Below are 19,809 nucleotides of genomic sequence, written 5' to 3'. Positions count from 1 at the left end.
GCTGATTGTGAAAGACTTATTAAACTTTCTGAAAGCACAGCATAAGACCGAAGAATTTGATGCAATCAAAATCGGTCTGTCTTCACCGGACATGATTCGTTCATGGTCTTTTGGTGAAGTAAAGAAACCTGAGACCATCAACTATCGTACGTTCAAACCTGAGCGCGATGGTCTGTTCTGTGCGCGTATCTTTGGTCCGGTAAAAGACTACGAATGTCTTTGTGGTAAATATAAGCGCCTGAAACACCGCGGAGTTATCTGTGAGAAGTGTGGCGTTGAAGTTACTCAGACTAAAGTTCGTCGTGACCGTATGGGCCACATTGAACTGGCGTCACCAGTAGCTCACATCTGGTTCCTGAAATCACTGCCGTCTCGCATCGGTTTGCTGATGGACATGCCACTACGTGATATCGAGCGCGTACTGTACTTTGAAATGTACGTAGTGACAGAACCAGGTATGACTGACCTGGAACGTGGTCAGATGCTGACAGAAGAAGAGTACCTGGATCGCCTGGAAGAGTGGGGCGACGAGTTCTCTGCGAAAATGGGTGCGGAAGCGATCAAAGATCTGCTGACCTCTATGGATCTGCAAGCGGAAGCTGAGCAGATGCGCGAAGAGCTGGATACCACTAACTCTGAAACTAAACGCAAGAAAGTTACCAAGCGTCTGAAGCTGGTTGAAGCGTTCGTCTCATCAGGTAACAAACCTGAGTGGATGATCCTGACTGTGCTTCCGGTACTTCCGCCGGATCTGCGTCCGCTGGTACCGCTGGATGGTGGTCGCTTTGCGACTTCAGATCTGAACGATCTATACCGTCGTGTGATCAACCGTAACAACCGTTTGAAGCGTCTGCTAGAGCTTGCTGCTCCGGACATCATCGTACGTAACGAAAAACGTATGCTGCAAGAGTCTGTTGATGCGCTGCTGGATAACGGTCGTCGCGGTCGTGCGATCACAGGTTCGAACAAACGTCCTCTGAAATCTCTTGCTGATATGATCAAGGGTAAACAGGGTCGTTTCCGTCAGAACCTGCTAGGTAAACGTGTAGACTACTCAGGCCGTTCTGTAATCACAGTAGGTCCTTACCTGCGTCTGCACCAGTGTGGTCTTCCTAAGAAGATGGCACTCGAGCTGTTTAAACCATTCATCTACAGCAAGCTGGAAACTCGTGGCCTGGCGACGACTATCAAAGCAGCTAAGAAGATGGTAGAGCGTGAAGAAGCAGTAGTATGGGATATCCTGGATGAAGTTATCCGTGAACACCCGGTACTGCTGAACCGTGCACCAACACTGCACCGTCTGGGTATCCAGGCGTTCGAACCTGTGCTGATCGAAGGTAAAGCGATTCAGCTGCACCCACTGGTGTGTGCGGCCTATAACGCGGACTTCGATGGTGACCAGATGGCGGTACACGTACCTCTGACTCTGGAAGCTCAGCTGGAAGCTCGTACTCTGATGATGTCGACCAACAACATTCTGTCGCCAGCATCAGGTGATCCGATCATCGTACCTTCTCAGGACGTTGTATTGGGTCTGTACTACATGACCCGTGAAAAAGTGAACGCACTGGGTGAAGGCATGTACCTGGCTGGCCCGAAAGAGGCTGAGAAGGCATACCGCACTAAGACTGCTGCACTGCACGCACGCGTAAAAGTACGTATTACTGAAACAGTGGTTGACGAAGACGGTAACAGCACGACAGAAACCAAGATGGTGGATACCACGGTTGGTCGTGCAATGTTGTGGCAAATCGTACCGAAAGGTCTGCCATTCAGCATCGTTAACCAAAAGCTGGGCAAGAAGCAGATTTCTAGCCTGCTGAACGAGGCGTACCGTAAACTGGGTCTGAAAGACACGGTAATCTTCGCTGACCAAATCATGTACACCGGTTTCGCATACGCGGCACTGTCAGGTGTTTCTGTAGGTATCGACGATATGGTTGTACCACCTTCGAAATACACTGAGATCGCAGAAGCAGAAGAAGAAGTACGTGAGATTCAGGAACAGTTCCAGTCTGGTCTGGTAACAGCCGGCGAACGCTACAACAAAGTGATCGATATCTGGGCATCGACCAACGATCGCGTTGCGAAAGCGATGATGGAAAACCTGTCTTCTGAACTGGTTCTGAACCGTGATGGCGAAGAAGAGAAACAAGAGTCGTTCAACAGCATCTACATGATGGCCGACTCAGGTGCTCGTGGTTCTGCAGCGCAGATTCGTCAGTTGGCTGGTATGCGTGGTCTGATGGCTCGTCCGGATGGCTCGATCATCGAAACGCCAATCACTGCGAACTTTAAAGAAGGTCTGAACGTACTTCAGTACTTTATCTCAACGCACGGTGCTCGTAAGGGTCTGGCGGATACGGCACTGAAAACAGCGAACTCGGGTTACCTGACTCGTCGTCTGGTAGACGTTGCACAAGACGTTGTGGTTACTGAACACGACTGTGGCACCGTTGAAGGCGTTGAAATGATGCCTCACATCGAAGGTGGTGACGTTAAAGTTGCCCTGACTGAGCTGGCTCTGGGTCGTGTGGTTGCAGAAGACATTCTGAAACCAGGTACTGAAGAAGTACTGATCCCGCGTAACACGCTGATCGACGAAAAATGGTGTCAAATCATGGAAGAGAATTCCGTGGACAACATTAAAGTACGTTCAGTAGTAACTTGTGATTCAGACTTCGGTTGTTGTTCACTATGTTACGGTCGTGACCTGGCGCGTGGTCACCTGGTTAACCAAGGCGAAGCGGTTGGTGTTATCGCGGCTCAGTCAATCGGTGAACCTGGTACACAGCTGACGATGCGTACGTTCCACATCGGTGGTGCGGCATCGACAGCAGCAGCTGAGAACAGCATCCAGGCGAAGAACAAAGGTTCGGTTAAACTGCATAACGCGAAATTCGTTATCAACAAAGACAGCAAACTGGTGATCACTTCTCGTGCATCTGAGCTGACTATCATTGACGAATTTGGCCGTACCAAAGAGAAACACAAACTGCCATACGGCTCGCTGCTGAGCAAAGCAGACGGCGATGCGGTAGATACCGGCGAAACCGTTGCTAACTGGGAAGCGCACACACTGCCAATCATCACTGAAGTGGCAGGTCGTATCCAGTTCGTTGACATGATCGATGGTGTAACTGTTTCTCGTCAGACTGATGATCTGACGGGTCTGTCTTCAAGCGAAGTTACTGATCCAGCCGCTCGTCCGTCAGCAGGTAAAGATATGCGTCCGGCTATCAAACTGGTTGATACTAACGGCAATGACGTTATGATCCCAGGTACCGATATGCCAGCGCAGTACTTCCTGCCGGGTAAAGCGATCGTTAACATTGACGATGGTGCAGAAGTAAGCGTGGGTGACACGCTGGCTCGTATCCCGCAGAAATCTGGCGGTAACCGAGACATCACCGGTGGTCTGCCTCGCGTAGCTGACCTGTTTGAAGCCCGTAAGCCGAAAGAGCCTGCGATCCTGGCTGAACATACAGGTACGGTATCGTACGGTAAAGAGACCAAAGGTAAGCGTCGTCTGATCATCACTCGCGACAGCGGTGAGACTTACGAAGAGATGATTCCTAAGCATCGTCAGCTGAACGTGTTCGAAGGTGAGCGTGTTGAACGTGGTGACGTTATCGCGGATGGTCCAGAGTCTCCACATGACATTCTGCGCCTACGTGGTATCCACGCAGTAACAACTTACATTGCCAACGAAGTTCAGGAAGTATACCGTCTGCAAGGCGTTAAGATTAACGATAAGCACATTGAGACTATCGTTCGTCAGATGCTACGTAAGTGTACTATTACTCACGCAGGTGACTCTGAGTTCCTGCCTGGTGAGCAAGTAGAATACGCACAAGTTAAGATTGCTAACCGTAATCTTGAAGCGGAAGGTAAAGAACCTGCACGTATCGAACGCGAACTGCTGGGTATTACCAAAGCGTCTCTGGCAACAGAATCGTTCATCTCAGCCGCATCGTTCCAGGAAACGACGCGCGTACTGACTGAAGCTGCGGTATCTGGTAAGCGTGATGATCTGCGCGGTCTGAAAGAGAACGTGATCGTGGGTCGTCTGATCCCTGCGGGTACTGGTTTTGCGTATCACCAAGAGCGTCAGTCTCAACGTGATGCACAAAAAGAAGGTCCTTCAGCGGAACAAGCGACTGACAATCTGGCAGCGCTGCTGAACGCAGGCTTCTCTGCTGACGAGTAATCGTATCTCAGTATGAAAAAAGGCACCTTCGGGTGCCTTTTTTATTGCTTGCGATTGCGAAATCGATGTCAGCTATCCGCTTCTGCTGACCGCTGCTACGCTGGTGGCATGATACGCTGGCTAGTTATGCACCGGGCGGGATCGACAGACTGTCGGCAATCAATTGGATCAATTGGTCTTCGGTTTCAAAGCGTGATTCTAAAAGTTCTCCCACTTCAGACAAATCATCATCCAGGGTTTCCATATCATCATCTTCACTGACGTCAGCGTAGCGATCATTGAAGTTGAGCAGTGGATCGGTGGTTTCGACGATTTCAGCATAAGTCTGATTGATTTCGTCGGTGGCGTGAAAGCCAGTGGCCTGCCACTTGTTCATCACCATGTCGTAGATTTTGAAATGGCCTTCAGAAATGTAATCGACGAGCTCTTCGCAGAAAAACTTCAGTTCGTCGGGAGAGGGGAGTTCAGTGACAGCAGCTTTTGTTGCACAGGGTTGCAGCGCTGCCAGTTTGCAGTATTCAACGATCAGTTGCTGCCTCTTATTGAGCCAGTGATCGATGACGTCACTTGAGCCGCCCCACTGTTCTTGCGTTGTTTTGAATTTTTTTAGCATGACCATGTCCTCATGATCGGATCATTAATAATGATCTATCCTTTGCCTATTTGTTATTGCGGTACAGTACAACTTATCGTCCCTAAGAGATTGAATAGATTTGAAATCAAATCCGTACAAACTCTGGTATGAAGTTAGATTGCCAGTAAAATGTACAGACTGCAAGCAAACAGGAGTGAGCATGTTAAAAAACAGTGACGCGAAAAACGCTTATTGGTGCGTTGTTTCAGGAAGTGAGATCTGGACTGTAGATGGGACCCTGCCTTTCGGAACCGCAGATCAGTGGGATCTGCCGACGGAGTCGGCGATCGAGATCGATCGCTATCAGGGTTTACCGGTTTATTGGCTCAATGCCGCGGATCTGGACCGGGATCTTGAGTTGGTATCACTGCGTGACATGCTGCAACTGCCGGAGGCAATTTTCCTGCTGGCCAGCAAAGCGATTCAGTATGGCCATATGAGCCAGAGCATGCGCTTTTGTCCGCAGTGCGGCGGGCGTAATTATCTCAATCATCGTGATATGGCAATGCAGTGTCATGACTGTCGTACGTTGCACTATCCGCGTATTTTCCCGTGTATTATTGTTGCGGTGCGGCGTCAGCAGCACATCCTGCTGGCTCAGCATGCCCGTCACCGCTCAGGCATGTACACAGTGATTGCCGGCTTTCTCGAAGTGGGTGAGACACTGGAGCAGTGCGTGGCGCGGGAAATCAAAGAAGAAACCGGAATTGATGTGCACAATATCCGTTATTTCGGCAGCCAGCCATGGGCTTTCCCATCCAGTATGATGATGGGCTTTGTGGCCGACTATAAAGCCGGAGAGGTCAAACCGGACTACACCGAGCTGTGTGATGCTAAATGGTTTACTCCCCGGACAATGCCGCCGGTTGCGCCGAAGGGCACGATCGCCCGTGAGCTGATTGAGCACACCCTGAGTGAAATCAAGCGTGATTACCCGGATGCTTAAAGCGGGTGCTGTGAACGGACCGCTAAAAAAAACCCTCCGTTTCGGGAGGGGGTAAGTAAGATGTCGTTATGAGATGCTGAGTATCAAATACCCAGTTATAGTTGTAGTTTTCGCTAGCGAACAAATTTGTAACATTGAATGACATCGTACGCAAATTAAGCAATGATTTAATACTTAATAACATGATCCAGGTTGCAAAGCTCCTCGTTACGTAGTGGCAATCAATGTTAGAATACGCCCCATTGCGATGATGTAACCATCAAACCATAAGCCTAAATAGAAGTGGAATACGGAATGACAGAATTAAAAAACGACCGCTATCTGCGCGCACTGCTCAAGCAGCCAGTTGATTGCACTCCGGTATGGATGATGCGCCAGGCTGGACGCTATCTGCCAGAATACCGCGCAACACGTGCGCAAGCGGGCGACTTTATGGCGCTGTGCCGTAATGCCGAGCTGGCTTCAGAAGTGACTCTGCAGCCATTGCGTCGTTTCCCGCTCGATGCCGCCATTCTGTTTTCAGATATTCTGACTATTCCGGATGCAATGGGCCTTGGCCTGCGTTTTGCGGCCGGAGAAGGTCCGGTGTTTGATCGCCCGATTACCTGTAAAGCTGATGTCGATAAAATTGGTCTGCCGGATCCGGAGGGCGAGCTGCAGTACGTGATGAATGCGGTGCGTCAGATCCGTAAAGACCTGCAGGGGGAAGTTCCGCTGATCGGCTTCTCCGGCAGCCCGTGGACTCTGGCGACTTATATGGTTGAAGGCGGCAGCTCAAAAGCTTTCACCAAGATTAAGAAAATGATGTATGCCGAGCCAGCCACCCTGCACCTGTTGCTGGATAAACTGGCGGATAGCGTGATCGAGTACCTGAATGCGCAAATCAAAGCCGGTGCGCAGTCGGTCATGGTATTTGATACCTGGGGCGGCGTACTGACACCGCGTGATTACAACCTGTTCTCACTGCAGTACATGCACAAGATTGTCGATGGTCTGATCCGTGAAAACGACGGCCGCCGCGTGCCGGTGACGCTGTTCACTAAAAACGGTGGTATGTGGCTGGAGCAGATTGCTGCCACCGGTTGTGATGCGGTGGGTCTCGACTGGACCATCAATATTGCGGACGCCAAAGCGCGCATTGGTGATAAAGTGGCGCTGCAGGGCAACATGGATCCGTCGATGCTGTACGCTCAGCCGGAGCGGATTCGCGAAGAGGTCGCGTCAATTCTGCAAGGCTTTGGGGAAGGTGGCACCGGCCACGTCTTCAACCTTGGTCATGGCATTCACCTTGATGTGCCGCCGGAAAACGCCGGCGTATTTGTTGATGCGGTGCATGAGTTATCCAAGCCGTACCATAAGTAACTTTGCAGTTTGTAAATATAAGCGCTCGAATCAGGGCGCTTTTTTTTACTCTGTTCCGGTTCTGAGCGTGTGTGATCATGCCGCTGACTACAACTTGGGTATATACTTCACTTAATCAGGAAGGAGTGTGACCGCCAGATGAAAACAAGAGACAGAATTGTCCATGCCGCACTGGAGCTGTTCAATGAGCATGGCGAACGCCCGATGACCACTAATCATATTGCTGCGCACATAGAGATAAGCCCGGGCAATCTCTACTACCATTTTCGCAATAAGCAGGAAATCGTGCGTGAGATTTTTGCCCTCTACTCGAGCGAGCTATTAGAGCGCTTTAAACCTTTGCAGGGGCAGTACGAAACCCTGACTCTGCTTAAGCATTATCTTGATTCGATTTTTACCCTGATGTGGAAATACCGTTTTTTCTACGCCAATTTGCCAGAGATTCTGCAGCGTGACGAAGAGTTGCATCAGGATTACATCCGCGTGCAGGAAAAGTTGCAGGCTAACCTGGTGAACATCATGCAGGCCTTTGTTGACATGCAGTTACTCGACCTCAATAAGGAAGAGATGAAACAGCTGGTCACGACTCTGCATCTGATTGCCTGCAGCTGGCTGGCCTATCAGGCGGCCATGTCACCTAAAACCGACATCACCGAGCAGATTATCCATCAGGGCATGCTGCAGATTATTTCGGTGATGAAACCGAACGCGACCGAGCAGGGAGTGGAGCAGTTGCAATTACTGGCCGATGGCGTACGGGCAATGCATGCCTAAAAGGGATGATATATAACCTTTCATTCTTAGGCTGGTGGCGCGGATACTGATAATTTCCCATGTTAATACAAGGAATTAAAAGTAGCCTTCATTATGCATTATGACGTGTTCAATGGTGATGCCGACGGTATCATCGCTCTGCTTCAGTTGCGCCTCGCGACGCCGCTCGACAGCCAGTTGGTGACTGGGGTCAAACGCGATATTCAACTGCTCGCTAAAGTGCCTTTTCAGACCGGTGACAGTCTGACGGTGCTTGATGTCTCGATGGCAAAAAACAGCGCCGCGTTACAACAGGCACTCGCTGCCGGTGCACGCGTGTTTTACGCCGATCACCATCAGGCCGGTGATATCCCTCAGCATGATAATCTGCAAGCGCATATCAATCTGGATGCGAACATGTGCACGGCTTTGATAGTCGATGAGCTGCTGCAGGGCCAGTACCATGACTGGGCGATTACCGCGGCTTACGGCGATAACCTGCTTAAGGTGGCTGACGGGCTGGCGGCTAAAGCCGGTTTGAGGACCTCTCAGGCTGAGCAGCTTAAAGAGCTCGGCACCCTGATTAACTACAACGGATATGGTAAAACCACCGCCGATCTGCACTACCATCCGGCCGATTTGTTGCGTGCCCTGAGTGGCTACACCTCACCGTTTGAGGTGATTGCCGATCCGGACTCGGCCTATCATGTTCTTAAAGCCGCTTATGAGCGCGATATTGCCCATGCTCTGGCGCTGGAGGCGGTGCATCAAAGTCCGCTGCTGCGTGTGTTTGAACTGCCGGATGAGTCGGCCTCCCATCGTGTCAGCGGGGTGTACGGTAATCTGCTGGCCAATCAGCAGCCGGATCAGGCCCATCTGGTGCTGACCGAAGCCGATGAGCAGCATTTCACGGTCTCGCTGCGCGCGCCGCTCAGCAACAAGCAGGGGGCCGGGACATTGTGTGCACAGTTTGAGACCGGTGGCGGGCGTGAAGCTGCGGCCGGGATTAACCTGCTGCCCAAGCAGGACCTGACCCGTCTGATTGAAGCCGTTGAAGCTTATTATGGTTAAGCTATGGATCGTTAAGTTATAGCTGAGCACTATCACAGCGCGATGAAACAACAAAGGCCACTCATGAAGTGGCCTTTGAACTAGAGCGGATAATAGGACAGACGTTAACGACTCAGCCAGTTACGTGGGTTCTCGGCTTTACTGTTGCGGCGGATCTCAAAATAGAGTGCTGGACGGCTTTGCCCACCGGTATCTCCCGCCAGAGCCAGAGTTTCGCCGGCCGTGACTTTGTCGCCCTCTTTTTTCATCAGTGACTGGTTGAATCCATACAAGGTCATATCGCCTTTGCCGTGATCCAGCAGGACCACCAGGCCGTAACCGCGCAGGTATTCGGCAAACACCACAGTGCCCGGATAAACCGCTTTGACCGCCTGACCATAATTGGCATCGATCACCATGCCTTTCCAGTCAATTTGTCCGGTCTGGCGCTCACCAAAATTATGCAGTACTTGTCCTTTCAGCGGCCACGGCAGCTTGCCGCGCTGCTGGCTGATACCATTCATAGGTACGGCATTGCGTTTGGCGGCTTTGGCGATTTCGGCTTTCAGACGGGTTTCATTACGCTGTAGCTCAGCCAGGTAGACTTTATCACCGGAGATACTTTGTTGAATTTTGCCCAGGGTTTTACGGCGGTTAGTCTGGGTGCTGGCCAGCTGGTCACGTTTATGTGTCTGCTCTTCCAGCAGTGATTCTATTTGATCCCGTTCCAGTTTCAGTTGGTGGTCACTGTCATCCAGTGCCTTGCGAGTCTGCTGCAATGCTTCAATCGTTTCACTGCGCGCTTTGGCCAGGTGCTGATAATACTGGCTGATGCGATCTTGCTGCGCGCTGTTGTTAAAGATATCACCCGCTGAACTGGCACGCTGAGTGATATAGTAGGTTTCAATCAGTTCGGCCAGCTGGTCGGCCTGCTGCTTACGCTGGGTTTCCAGCCGGGCAATTTTTTCCTGCAGCCGGGCAATGTTGGCATTGGCTTGCGCAAGCTGGTTTTTACTGGACTTGATCTGATTCTCCAGCGTGGAAATATCCAGTTCCTGCTGTTTCAATGACTTTTGCAGCTGATCGAGCTCTTTCTGCCGCGCCGACAGTGATTGTTGCTGGCGGGAAATCTCGTTCTTTACCCCTTTCAGCTCCTGCTGCGATGCGGCCTGCGTCGTAAGCGGCAGACTGCCGGCACCGATGACCAGCAGCCACAGACCGAATCGGGCGCGGGAAGCCATTTTGCAAGTGAATAACGTCATGTTTTTACAATAATCGTAATGGGCCTTGAAGCTGCCAGTATACCTAATGGTGCGTATGGCAGGTAAAAAGTTTGTCATTGTTCGGTGGCGGGCACAAAAAGGCGAAAAAAAACCCCGATAAATCGGGGTTTGATAACCGGTAAGCCTGGCTTACGAGAACAGAACTGCGCCAGACATTTCAGCTGGGATTTCCTGATCAGTCAGTGCCAGCATGGTTGGCGCCAGATCAGACAGTTTACCTCCCTGTTTCAGGGTAATGTCTTTGTTACCCACATAGATCAGTGGTACTGGCAGGTTGGTGTGCGCAGTGTGCACGCCGCCGGTTTCCGGGTTGATCATCATCTCAGCGTTACCGTGGTCGGCAGTGATCAGCAGTTGACCGTCTGCTTCTTTGATCGCTTCCACGACACGGCCGATACATTCATCAACCGCTTCACATGCTTTAACTGCGGCATCGTATACGCCGGTATGGCCGACCATGTCGCCGTTCGGGTAGTTACAGATGATCGCGTCGTATTGACCAGACTTGATCGCCGCAACCAGTTTGTCCGTCAGCTCTTTGGAGCTCATTTCAGGCTGTAGATCGTAGGTTGCCACTTTTGGTGACGCAACCAGCTGACGCTCTTCACCGTCAAACTCGTTTTCTACGCCGCCGTTGAAGAAGAAAGTCACGTGTGCGTATTTCTCAGTTTCTGAGATACGCAGCTGGGTTTTGCCGCTTTTCGCCAGCCATTCACCGTAAGTGTTTTCCAGTGATGCTGGTGGGAATGCACATAGCAGCGGAATGTCTGCTGCGTATTGAGTCAGCATCACGAAGTCGATCGCCGGGAAGACTTTACGCTCAAAACCTGCAAAGTCAGTCACGAAAGTGCGGGTGATCTGACGTGCACGGTCAGCACGGTAGTTCATAAAGATCACTGCATCGCCGTCTTGCATGGCTGCAGATTCCTGACCTTCCGCACGGATTTCAGACGCTTTAACAAATTCGTCGTTTTCTTCACGTGCGTAAGCCGCTTGCAGCGCTTGCAGCGCAGAATCAAAGGTGAATTCGCCTTGTGCTGCCGTCAGAACATCGTAAGCTTTTTCAACGCGATCCCAGTTGTTATCACGGTCCATCGCGTAGTAACGACCAACGACTGATGCGATGCGGCCTTTGCCCAGTTTAGCGAACAGCTCATCAAAGCGTTTTAGTGACGCTTCTGCGCTGCGTGGTGGCGTATCACGGCCGTCCAGGAAGCAGTGCAGGTAGATTTTCTCTGCGCCACGTGCTGCTGCCATTTCAACGGCGGCATAGATGTGATCTTCGTGTGAGTGAACGCCACCCGGAGACATCAGACCCATCAGATGAACGGCTTTACCTGCGGCAACCGCTTTGTCGATTGCAGCGACCAGTACTTCATTCTGCTGGAATTCACCGTCGGCAATCGATTTGGTGATGCGAGTCAGATCCTGATACACGATGCGGCCTGCACCGATGTTCGTGTGGCCCACCTCAGAGTTACCCATTTGACCGTCTGGCAGGCCAACGTCCATGCCTGAAGCAGAAATTAGGGTATTCGGATTGTTTGCCATCAGACCATCAAGAACAGGCGTGTTTGCATTGTTGATCGCGTTGCTTGAGTTGTCTTCACGGTAACCCCATCCATCCAGGATCACCAGAGCCATAGGCTTCTTAGCTGACATAGTAATGACCTCGTCAAATTCATAGTAACTAGAAATTAGCGTAATTTTACTACACTTTGCTGTGTTTGCAGTAGGGTAAGATCAATGAATTTCCCTATCAATGCAATAAAACGTTGCCTATTGATCAAATTCAGCAGCCCCTTAACCTCAGTGGCTTTAGGGCTGTTTGCCCCAGTTGTCTGAGGTGTTCGTTGTCTGAGATATCAGTCGTCACATATCTCAGTACACCAGGATACTGGTACCTATCACCGCCACGGCGGCTCCCAGCCAGGCAAAGCGGTTCGGACGTTGCCGGGTATAGACCCAAAGTATAGGCAAAAGCATGATAGGTGTGGTGGAAGAGAGCAGGGCAACCATACCGACATTCCCCTCGCGCAGCGCATACAGAATCAGGGTCATGCCAACCGCCATGGCGAGAAAACCGTTCACCGCGGTAATCACAAAAATACGACCGGTGATTGGGTGCAGTGCCCGGCTGACCTTAGCGCCGGTTGCGCGCAGCACACAGTGGGCACAGAAGGCGGTCATCATCCGGATGGCCGATGCTGCGACAGGGTCGATGCTGGTTTGCATCACCGGCTTGGCAATAATACCGCCCAGCGCCTGGCACAGTGCGGCCGTCAGGCCAAGAGCGACCCCGGCCCAGACGCTGCCATTCAACGTTTCCAGACTGTGGTTTTGTCCGCGCCGGCCAAAAAAGATCGCAGTCAGTACGCCACTGAAAACTAACGCCGAGCCGAGTAATTCCAGGTTGCTCATACTCTCCTGAAACATGAAATAGCCCATGATGGCGGAAAACACCGCATGGCAGGAGAACAGCAAGCCGGACTGGCGGGGGCCCATCCGGTTCAGGCAGGCAAACAGTGCGGTATCGCCGATAAAAATACCAATCAGACCGGACAACATCATCGGTGTTACGTCAGCCATAGCAACACTGGACCAGCCACCGGTCAGCAGGGCGATACTGGCCAGAATGACCGAGGTACAGCCCATGCGCCAGCGACTGTAGGCAAATGTACCCAGATGTCGGGCTGGCGCTACTGATAACAGGCTGGCCACGGCCCACAAAAACGCCGCAGCCAGCGCCAGCCACTCAAATCCCATATGGTTGTCCTTATCAGAAAGGGGAAAGAAAAGAGCACTCAATATGCCATTAACCACATGGAAAACAAAGTGAATTGACCGCAGGGTGGATTGGCAGCGCAATGGTTAAAACAGTGGCTTATGGGGCACTGACCGCCAGTCGTACAGTGCGATGGACGGTTAAGTGCAGTATAAAAGACGGGGACCACACGCCGTGGCGCTGGCCCTATGCAGGGTTATCCTGTTCATAGCAGTACTATCTGTTCAGATCAGGATAGCCACAGCGAGGTAGACAACCAGCAGACCGATAATGCCCAGTGCCAGGCCGGTCTTAGCCATATCTTTGCTTTCAATCAGGCCGGTCGAGTAGGCCAGCGAGTTCGGCGGTGTTGAGACCGGTAATATCATCCCGAGCGAAGCGGAGAATGCCACCACGACTAACAGCCCCTGCAGGCCTCCGGCTTCGGCCAGGCTCGGCATACTGGTACCAATGGCCGCTGCGATTGGCATTAACAGGTTAGCGGTGGCGGTATTGGACATGAAGTTGGCCATCAGCCAGCACACCAGAGATAAGGCGATGACGACGGCCATTGGTGACAGGGTTTCATAATGAATCGCATGCGCCAGTGCGTGGGCAAGTCCGGTCTGTTCCAGACCGATACCAATCGCAATCCCGCCGGCAACCAGCCACAACACATCCCAGTTGATCTGTTTCAGCTCTTCTTTGCCCATAATTCCGGTCAGAGTAAACACTGCCAGCGGAAGGATGGCGACCACGTAAGTGTTCATGCCGTGCAGCGCCGTAGTCATCCACAGCACTATGGTAAGCGCAAAGGTGACATACACCACCATCGCCTGCCAGCTGCGCTGGAAACGACCATCCAGTTTGAGGCTCATACTGGCCTGGGAAGACGGAAACAGTTTTTGTAGTAAAAACCAGGCCAGAGTGAGCTGGATCAGCACAAACGGCAGCCCCATCATCATCCAGGACAAGAAGCTGATGCTGTTATCGCCGGTCAGATACTGCAAGGCGATGGCATTCGGTGGTGTCCCTATTGGCGTGGCGATGCCGCCGGTATTGGCGGCGATTGGAATACACAGTACCAAGGCTTTAATCCCCAGGTCGCCTTTTGGCGCTGAGGCAACGATGGGGCCCAGCAGAGCCAGCATCATCACTGTGGTTGCGGTATTGGACATGAACATCGAGAACACGGACGTGATCAGCATCAGCCCGAGCATAATGAATTTAGGCTGACTGCCAAACGGTTTGAGCAGGACCCGCGCTAGGTTGTTGTCCAGTTCATATTTTGATGCGGCAATGGCCAGGGCAAAGCCACCCATAAACAAGATGATGATCGGTGAGGAAAAGGCGGAAAAAATATCAGTGTAGGCCAGCATTTGCCCCAGCTCGTGACCTTCAACCGGTGCCCGGAAAGCGTGCAGACCTTTGTTGGAAATCATGACCAGCTCGAGGGCGATGATCAGAATTGAGGTGGCGAATACCGGTACCGGTTCGAGTACCCACAGCAAAGCCGCGAGCAGAAAAATCGCCAGTAAGCGGTGTTGCACCAGAGTCAGGTCGGCGATAGGAATGGCATCGATCGGTAATATCAGCACCAATGCCGGCAATCCGAAACAAATCATCAGCCGCAATATAAGGCTGGTGTTGAGTGTCTGCATCGCGTCTTCCTTATCCAATCGAAATAACTACAGACAGAGTAAGGTTTTAACCGTGACAGGTCTTAGAGGAGTGGCAAAGTTTTACATATTCAGCGTCATGCAGATCAGGAAGTGTGCGGAGAGTCAAACGTCACCTCCGCAGAAAGCGAAGGCGACGTTGAGCGCTTAGGCTTTATGTGCGTACGCAGCACCTAACATAGTCGGCGTATTGTTCTGCATGGTCACATCAAAACGAATCGCATCTTTAGCAAACAGGTTAATCACAGTTGAGCCCAGTTTGAAACGGCCCATCTCCTGACCTTTTTTCAGTACGACCGCTTTATCACCGTCCGCCGGATAGTCCCAGCGGTATACGGTGTTGCCGCGCGGCGGGGTGACGGTACCCGCCCAGATAAGCTCGATACTGCCGACGATCGTTGCGCCAACCAGCACCTGGGCCATCGGGCCAAATTCAGTATCAAAGATACACACGACACGCTCGTTACGTGCAAACAGGTTTGGCACATTTTCAGCGGTCAGCGGGTTAACCGAAAACAGGTCACCAGGTACGTAAATCATCTGACGCAGTGTGCCATCACACGGCATATGAACACGGTGATAATCGCTTGGCGACAGATACAGTGTGGCAAAGTCACCGTCACGGAATTCTTCTGCCAGTTTGGCATCGCCGCCCAGCAGTTCCTGGGCTGAGAAGTCGTGACCTTTGGCCTGAATAAGTTTGCCATCGGTAATAGGGCCGAATTGGCTCACACAGGCATCGGCCGGGTGGGTAATTACCTCGTCACCAGCGGCAATTGGGCGCGCGCCAGCTTTCAGTTCACGCACGAAAAACTCGTTGAAGGTTTTAAAGTGCTTTGGATCTGAATGCAGTGCTTCGTCCATATTGACGTTGTACTGTTTGATAAACCAGCGAATGACGGCTGTGGTCAGACCGCCAGCCTTGGCTGAAGCCAGTTTACCCATCAGGCGGGTCAGGCCATGTTGGGGAATCCAGTATTGCAGTCTGACTTTAATCTTATCCATTGTTTACAATTCCAATGTGTTTAACTTTTGGGCGCAGAATGTTACTGAAAATAATGACGCATGTCAGCAGTTATCCCAGCATACGTCATTACATCTCTGCTTTTTTATCTGTATCGACGTTTTTGCGCAAAATCGCGACTTAAGCGCTTACAAGTCGGCTTTTTTACTGCGTGAATACTGACGGTTGGCTTTATTTTCACCCATGCTTTCGATAATGCGATGGTAGTTTTCAAAACGCGCGGCACTGATGTCGCCTTTGTCGACCGCTTCACGCAGCATGCAGCCCGGATCGTCACCATGCTTACAGTCACGGAATTTACAGCCACCCAGAAACGGGCGGAACTCGACAAACGCTTTGGTCACTTCTTCTGCGCTCAAGTGCCACAGGCCGAATTCACGCACCCCCGGCGAGTCGATAAGGTCGCCACCGGAAGGGATGTGGTACAAACGGGCGGCTGTTGTCGTATGTTGACCAAGGCCTGAGGTTTCGGAAATTTCACCCTCTTCCACCCAGTCTTCCAAATCAGGCATCAGGGCATTCACCAGACTGGATTTACCCACACCGGACTGACCGACAAAAATATTGGTGTGTTCACCCAATTTAGCTTCCAGCGCCGCAATGCCTTCACCACTCTTTTTACTGACGTAGAGCACTTCGTAACCGATGCGTTGATATTCACCCAACAAGGTCTGATAGTGTTCACGCTGAGCATCGTCCAGCAGATCGACTTTATTGAGGACCAGCAATGGAGAAATCGCCAGGGTTTCGGCCGCTATCAGATAACGGTCAATGATATTGAGCGATAAGTCGGGCAGAACAGAAGAGACGATCACCATCTGATCGACGTTGGCAGCCACCGGTTTTAAACCATCGTAATAATCCGGGCGGGTCAGTACGGATTGGCGTGGCTCAACGGCTTCGACCACTCCGGAGATGCCGGCCAGCTTTTCCACTCCCGGGCGCCAGATAACTTTGTCACCTGAGACCAGCGTTTCAATCCCTCTGCGCAGGTTACAACGGTGAATTTCACCGCTTTCCGGATCTTCCACATCAGCATGTTGACCAAAACGGGTAATCACCAGACCCGTTTTGGCGCTGTGCAGCATCGACTCATCCCATTCGATGGTTTTTTCCTGTTTCAGTTTACGGTGTTGGTTATTCCGAACGCGTCGTACCTGACCCTTAGTCAGCTTTTTTTTCTTTGCCACTCTGCTCTACTTTCGTGTTGCTGGATGGTTTGGGAAGCCCGGAAAAACTCCGCAGATTGCCGCAAATCATCGGGTTGAAATTTTCGTTATCAGCCGCGGCTGACAATTTGAATTATGTACACTTGGGTATATAGTACCTGCTTTATCGATAAACCTATAGGTACCCGTCTATGTCTTTTAGCGATCAAAACCTGATTTGGGTCGATCTGGAGATGACTGGCTTAGAGCCGGAATCTCATAAAATCATTGAAATTGCGACTATTGTGACCGACTCTCAGCTCAATATTCTGGCTGAAGGTCCGGTGTTAGCAATTCATCAGCCAGAATCAGAATTGCAGAAAATGGATGACTGGTGTACCAATACGCATACCTCAAGCGGGCTGGTGGAGCGTGTGCGCAATAGTACCATCACCGAAGATGAAGCCGTTGAACAGACTATCGCGTTTTTGCGCCAGTGGGTTCCTGAGGGTAAGTCACCCATCTGTGGTAACAGCATCGGCCAGGATCGTCGCTTCCTTTACCAGCATATGCCACGCCTGGAAGCCTATTTTCATTATCGCTATCTTGATGTCAGTACCCTGAAAGAACTGACTCGGCGCTGGAAACCGGAAATTCTGGATGGTTTTTCTAAACAGGGCAGCCACCTTGCTCTGGATGATATTCGTGAGTCGATTGCTGAACTCAAATATTATCGTGCGACCATATTCTCCATCTGATTTGTGGTGCGAATAACGTATTTGGGCTGTGTTCAATGTCCGCTTGAGACGCTTGCTGCTGCTATAGTCGCCAGTAAGCCTCTCAAATATGGTGCTTTCTGCATGTTTTTTCGGCAAACAAAAAAAACTTCTGTTTTTTTAGCGAGAATCTCTTGCATCGCAAAAAAATGCTCTTATAATTCGCAGCCCTAAACGACGGAAATCGTTGTTGATGCGACACTAGCTCAGTTGGTAGAGCGCAACCTTGCCAAGGTTGAGGTCACGAGTTCGAACCTCGTGTGTCGCTCCAAAATCTTTCTTAACAGAAAGTACAGCCTGTATCGTGCTTAACGATGACAATGCGACACTAGCTCAGTTGGTAGAGCGCAACCTTGCCAAGGTTGAGGTCACGAGTTCGAACCTCGTGTGTCGCTCCAAAATCTTTCTTAACAGAAAGTACAGCCTTTATCGTGCTTAACGATGACATGCGACACTAGCTCAGTTGGTAGAGCGCAACCTTGCCAAGGTTGAGGTCACGAGTTCGAACCTCGTGTGTCGCTCCAAATTACTTTCTTAACAGAAAGTAAAAGCCTTCATCGTGCTTAACGGTGACACAATACGGACGCGGGGTGGAGCAGCTTGGTAGCTCGTCGGGCTCATAACCCGAAGGTCGTCGGTTCAAATCCGGCCCCCGCAACCAAATTTCAGATAGTCTGAACGTTATGAGAATCATAACCCTCAGGCCGTCGACGGATGCGCCGCCCGGTACAAACCCGGCACCGCAACCAAATTCAGACAATTGGTTTAATAACGAATTGTTATGCGACACTAGCTCAGTTGGTAGAGCGCAACCTTGCCAAGGTTGAGGTCACGAGTTCGAACCTCGTGTGTCGCTCCATTTTCTTTGATAAAGAAAGCTAGATTAATCGTTAATACGATTAATCCTTGCGACACTCGCTCATTAAATAGAGCGCAACCTTGCTAAGGTTGAGGTCACGCCTTTTTGTTAAAGGTAAGGGAACCTCGTGTGTCGCTCCAAATTCTTTCTTAACAGAAAGTAAAAGCCTTCATCGTGCTTAACGGTGACACAATACGGACGCGGGGTGGAGCAGCTTGGTAGCTCGTCGGGCTCATAACCCGAAGGTCGTCGGTTCAAATCCGGCCCCCGCAACCAAATTTCAGATAGTCTGAACGTTATGAGAATCATAACCCTCAGGCCGTCGACGGATGCGCCGCCCGGTACAAACCCGGCCCCGCAACCAAATTCAAACAATTGGTTTAATAACGAATTGTTATGCGACACTAGCTCAGTTGGTAGAGCGCAACCTTGCCAAGGTTGAGGTCACGAGTTCGAACCTCGTGTGTCGCTCCATTTTCTTTGATAAAGAAAGCCAGATTAATCGTTAATGCGATTAATCCTTGCGACACTCGCTCAGTAAATAGAGCGCAACCTTGCTAAGGTTGAGGTCACGCCTTTTTGTTAAAGGTAAGGGAACCTCGTGTGTCTCTCCAAATTCTTTCTTAACAGAAAGTAAAAGCCTTCATCGTGCTTAACGGTGACACAATACGGACGCGGGGTGGAGCAGCTTGGTAGCTCGTCGGGCTCATAACCCGAAGGTCGTCGGTTCAAATCCGGCCCCCGCAACCAAATTTCAGATAGTCTGAATGTTATGAGAATCATAACCCTCAGGCCGTCGAAGGATGCGCCGCCCGGTACAAACCCGGCCCCGCAACCAAATTCAAACAATTGGTTTAATAACGAATTGTTATGCGACACTAGCTCAGTTGGTAGAGCGCAACCTTGCCAAGGTTGAGGTCACGAGTTCGAACCTCGTGTGTCGCTCCATTTTTTTTGATAAAGAAAGCTAGATTAATCGTTAATGCGATTAATCCTTGCGATACTCGCTCAGTCAATAGAGCGCAACCTTACCAAGGTTGAGGTCACGCTTTTTTGTTAAAAGTAAGGGAACCTCGTGTGTCGCTCCAAATTCTTTCTTAACCGAAAGTACAAGCCCTCATCGTGCTCAACGGTGAACACAATACGGACGCGGGGTGGAGCAGCTTGGTAGCTCGTCGGGCTCATAACCCGAAGGTCGTCGGTTCAAATCCGGCCCCCGCAACCAAATTCAAGATAGTCTGCTCGTTGTGATAATCATAACCCTCAGGCCGTCGACGGATGCGCCGCCCGATTCAAATCCGGCCCCCGCAACCAAATTCAA

At 51.1% G+C, this 19,809-nt stretch carries 13 protein-coding genes and 10 tRNA genes; 16 read left to right on the top strand and 7 right to left on the bottom strand.

All coding sequences use genetic code 11. From position 1 onward, the window contains the following. Positions 1-7 precede the first annotated feature (7 nt). On the top strand, positions 8-4,210 hold the full coding sequence (rpoC, locus tag E6C74_RS20455) for a DNA-directed RNA polymerase subunit beta' (protein WP_136487893.1): 4,203 nt from the start codon (positions 8-10) through the stop codon (positions 4,208-4,210). Between the two features lie 124 nt (positions 4,211-4,334). Here the strand turns inward: rpoC and rsd are convergent, their stop codons facing one another. Further along, positions 4,335-4,829, bottom strand: coding sequence for a sigma D regulator (rsd, locus tag E6C74_RS20450; protein WP_136487892.1), 495 nt, complete (start codon positions 4,827-4,829; stop codon positions 4,335-4,337). A gap of 175 nt (positions 4,830-5,004) precedes the next feature. On the opposite strand from rsd, the gene nudC reads away from it, so the two are divergent. The 4 genes from nudC to E6C74_RS20430 all read left to right on the top strand — a co-directional run bounded on the left by nudC (position 5,005) and on the right by E6C74_RS20430 (position 8,976). Then, positions 5,005-5,790 (top strand): NAD(+) diphosphatase, encoded by a 786-nt coding sequence (gene nudC, locus E6C74_RS20445; protein ID WP_136487891.1) that lies wholly within the window; start codon positions 5,005-5,007, stop codon positions 5,788-5,790. A gap of 294 nt (positions 5,791-6,084) precedes the next feature. After that, positions 6,085-7,152: a uroporphyrinogen decarboxylase gene (gene hemE, locus E6C74_RS20440; RefSeq protein WP_136487890.1), complete on the top strand. Its 1,068-nt coding sequence runs from the start codon at positions 6,085-6,087 to the stop codon at positions 7,150-7,152. Positions 7,153-7,290: 138 nt separating this feature from the next. Beyond that, positions 7,291-7,926, top strand: a complete 636-nt coding sequence (locus E6C74_RS20435) for a TetR/AcrR family transcriptional regulator (RefSeq protein WP_136487889.1) — start codon at positions 7,291-7,293, stop codon at positions 7,924-7,926. A 93-nt stretch (positions 7,927-8,019) separates the two neighbouring features. Beyond that, the gene (locus tag E6C74_RS20430; protein WP_136487888.1) at positions 8,020-8,976 is read left to right on the top strand and encodes a DHH family phosphoesterase; all 957 of its coding nucleotides are present in this window, start codon (positions 8,020-8,022) and stop codon (positions 8,974-8,976) included. A gap of 104 nt (positions 8,977-9,080) precedes the next feature. Here the strand turns inward: E6C74_RS20430 and E6C74_RS20425 are convergent, their stop codons facing one another. From E6C74_RS20425 to rsgA, 6 genes are all read right to left on the bottom strand, one after another. Beyond that, positions 9,081-10,217: a murein hydrolase activator EnvC gene (locus E6C74_RS20425; protein WP_136487887.1), complete on the bottom strand. Its 1,137-nt coding sequence runs from the start codon at positions 10,215-10,217 to the stop codon at positions 9,081-9,083. Positions 10,218-10,367: 150 nt separating this feature from the next. Beyond that, positions 10,368-11,900: a 2,3-bisphosphoglycerate-independent phosphoglycerate mutase gene (gene gpmM / locus E6C74_RS20420; RefSeq protein ID WP_136487886.1), complete on the bottom strand. Its 1,533-nt coding sequence runs from the start codon at positions 11,898-11,900 to the stop codon at positions 10,368-10,370. Between the two features lie 219 nt (positions 11,901-12,119). Further along, a complete protein-coding gene (locus E6C74_RS20415) occupies positions 12,120-13,004 on the bottom strand; it encodes a DMT family transporter (RefSeq protein ID WP_136487885.1) in 885 nt (294 codons plus the stop codon). A 243-nt stretch (positions 13,005-13,247) separates the two neighbouring features. Beyond that, entirely contained in the window at positions 13,248-14,663 is a 1,416-nt protein-coding gene (locus tag E6C74_RS20410; protein WP_136487884.1) for an SLC13 family permease, read from the bottom strand. A 165-nt stretch (positions 14,664-14,828) separates the two neighbouring features. Continuing rightward, positions 14,829-15,686 carry an archaetidylserine decarboxylase gene (asd, locus tag E6C74_RS20405; protein WP_136487883.1) on the bottom strand — a complete coding sequence of 286 codons (858 nt, stop codon included), beginning with the start codon at positions 15,684-15,686 and terminating at the stop codon, positions 14,829-14,831. Positions 15,687-15,833: 147 nt separating this feature from the next. Then, positions 15,834-16,895 carry a small ribosomal subunit biogenesis GTPase RsgA gene (gene rsgA / locus E6C74_RS20400; protein ID WP_136487882.1) on the bottom strand — a complete coding sequence of 354 codons (1,062 nt, stop codon included), beginning with the start codon at positions 16,893-16,895 and terminating at the stop codon, positions 15,834-15,836. Positions 16,896-17,065: 170 nt separating this feature from the next. Here rsgA and orn point away from each other — a divergent pair, with 170 nt between their 5' ends. From orn to E6C74_RS20345, 11 genes are all read left to right on the top strand, one after another. Continuing rightward, entirely contained in the window at positions 17,066-17,611 is a 546-nt protein-coding gene (orn, locus tag E6C74_RS20395) for an oligoribonuclease (RefSeq protein ID WP_136487881.1), read from the top strand. 213 nt (positions 17,612-17,824) lie between these two features. Further along, positions 17,825-17,900: transfer RNA gene (locus E6C74_RS20390), tRNA-Gly, on the top strand. Between the two features lie 51 nt (positions 17,901-17,951). After that, positions 17,952-18,027 (top strand) — tRNA-Gly (locus E6C74_RS20385). Between the two features lie 50 nt (positions 18,028-18,077). Then, positions 18,078-18,153 (top strand) — tRNA-Gly (locus E6C74_RS20380). Between the two features lie 60 nt (positions 18,154-18,213). After that, a tRNA-Met gene (locus E6C74_RS20375) sits at positions 18,214-18,290 on the top strand. A gap of 122 nt (positions 18,291-18,412) precedes the next feature. Beyond that, a tRNA-Gly gene (locus tag E6C74_RS20370) sits at positions 18,413-18,488 on the top strand. Positions 18,489-18,687: 199 nt separating this feature from the next. Beyond that, positions 18,688-18,764 (top strand) — tRNA-Met (locus tag E6C74_RS20365). A gap of 122 nt (positions 18,765-18,886) precedes the next feature. Next, positions 18,887-18,962: transfer RNA gene (locus E6C74_RS20360), tRNA-Gly, on the top strand. A gap of 199 nt (positions 18,963-19,161) precedes the next feature. After that, positions 19,162-19,238 (top strand) — tRNA-Met (locus tag E6C74_RS20355). Positions 19,239-19,360: 122 nt separating this feature from the next. Next, a tRNA-Gly gene (locus E6C74_RS20350) sits at positions 19,361-19,436 on the top strand. Positions 19,437-19,636: 200 nt separating this feature from the next. Further along, a tRNA-Met gene (locus E6C74_RS20345) sits at positions 19,637-19,713 on the top strand. Positions 19,714-19,809: the final 96 nt, after the last annotated feature.

Origin of the sequence: Vibrio sp. H11 (genome assembly GCF_004804295.1) — a bacterium.
Classification (GTDB): domain Bacteria; phylum Pseudomonadota; class Gammaproteobacteria; order Enterobacterales; family Vibrionaceae; genus Vibrio; species Vibrio ostreae.
Note: the sequence above shows the minus strand (reverse complement) of the source record. Positions and strands in the feature narration are given on the sequence as shown.

What these genes read in the sequence shown, in the direction of transcription:
- E6C74_RS20430 (WP_136487888.1), top strand. Translation starts at nt 8,020, where the DNA reads ATGCATTATGACGTGTTCAATGGTGATGCCGACGGTATCATCGCTCTG.
- E6C74_RS20410 (WP_136487884.1), bottom strand. Translation starts at nt 14,663, where the DNA reads ATGCAGACACTCAACACCAGCCTTATATTGCGGCTGATGATTTGTTTC.
- gpmM (WP_136487886.1), bottom strand. Translation starts at nt 11,900, where the DNA reads ATGTCAGCTAAGAAGCCTATGGCTCTGGTGATCCTGGATGGATGGGGT.
- orn (WP_136487881.1), top strand. Translation starts at nt 17,066, where the DNA reads ATGTCTTTTAGCGATCAAAACCTGATTTGGGTCGATCTGGAGATGACT.
- nudC (WP_136487891.1), top strand. Translation starts at nt 5,005, where the DNA reads ATGTTAAAAAACAGTGACGCGAAAAACGCTTATTGGTGCGTTGTTTCA.
- hemE (WP_136487890.1), top strand. Translation starts at nt 6,085, where the DNA reads ATGACAGAATTAAAAAACGACCGCTATCTGCGCGCACTGCTCAAGCAG.
- E6C74_RS20435 (WP_136487889.1), top strand. Translation starts at nt 7,291, where the DNA reads ATGAAAACAAGAGACAGAATTGTCCATGCCGCACTGGAGCTGTTCAAT.
- rsd (WP_136487892.1), bottom strand. Translation starts at nt 4,829, where the DNA reads ATGGTCATGCTAAAAAAATTCAAAACAACGCAAGAACAGTGGGGCGGC.
- asd (WP_136487883.1), bottom strand. Translation starts at nt 15,686, where the DNA reads ATGGATAAGATTAAAGTCAGACTGCAATACTGGATTCCCCAACATGGC.
- E6C74_RS20425 (WP_136487887.1), bottom strand. Translation starts at nt 10,217, where the DNA reads ATGACGTTATTCACTTGCAAAATGGCTTCCCGCGCCCGATTCGGTCTG.
- E6C74_RS20415 (WP_136487885.1), bottom strand. Translation starts at nt 13,004, where the DNA reads ATGGGATTTGAGTGGCTGGCGCTGGCTGCGGCGTTTTTGTGGGCCGTG.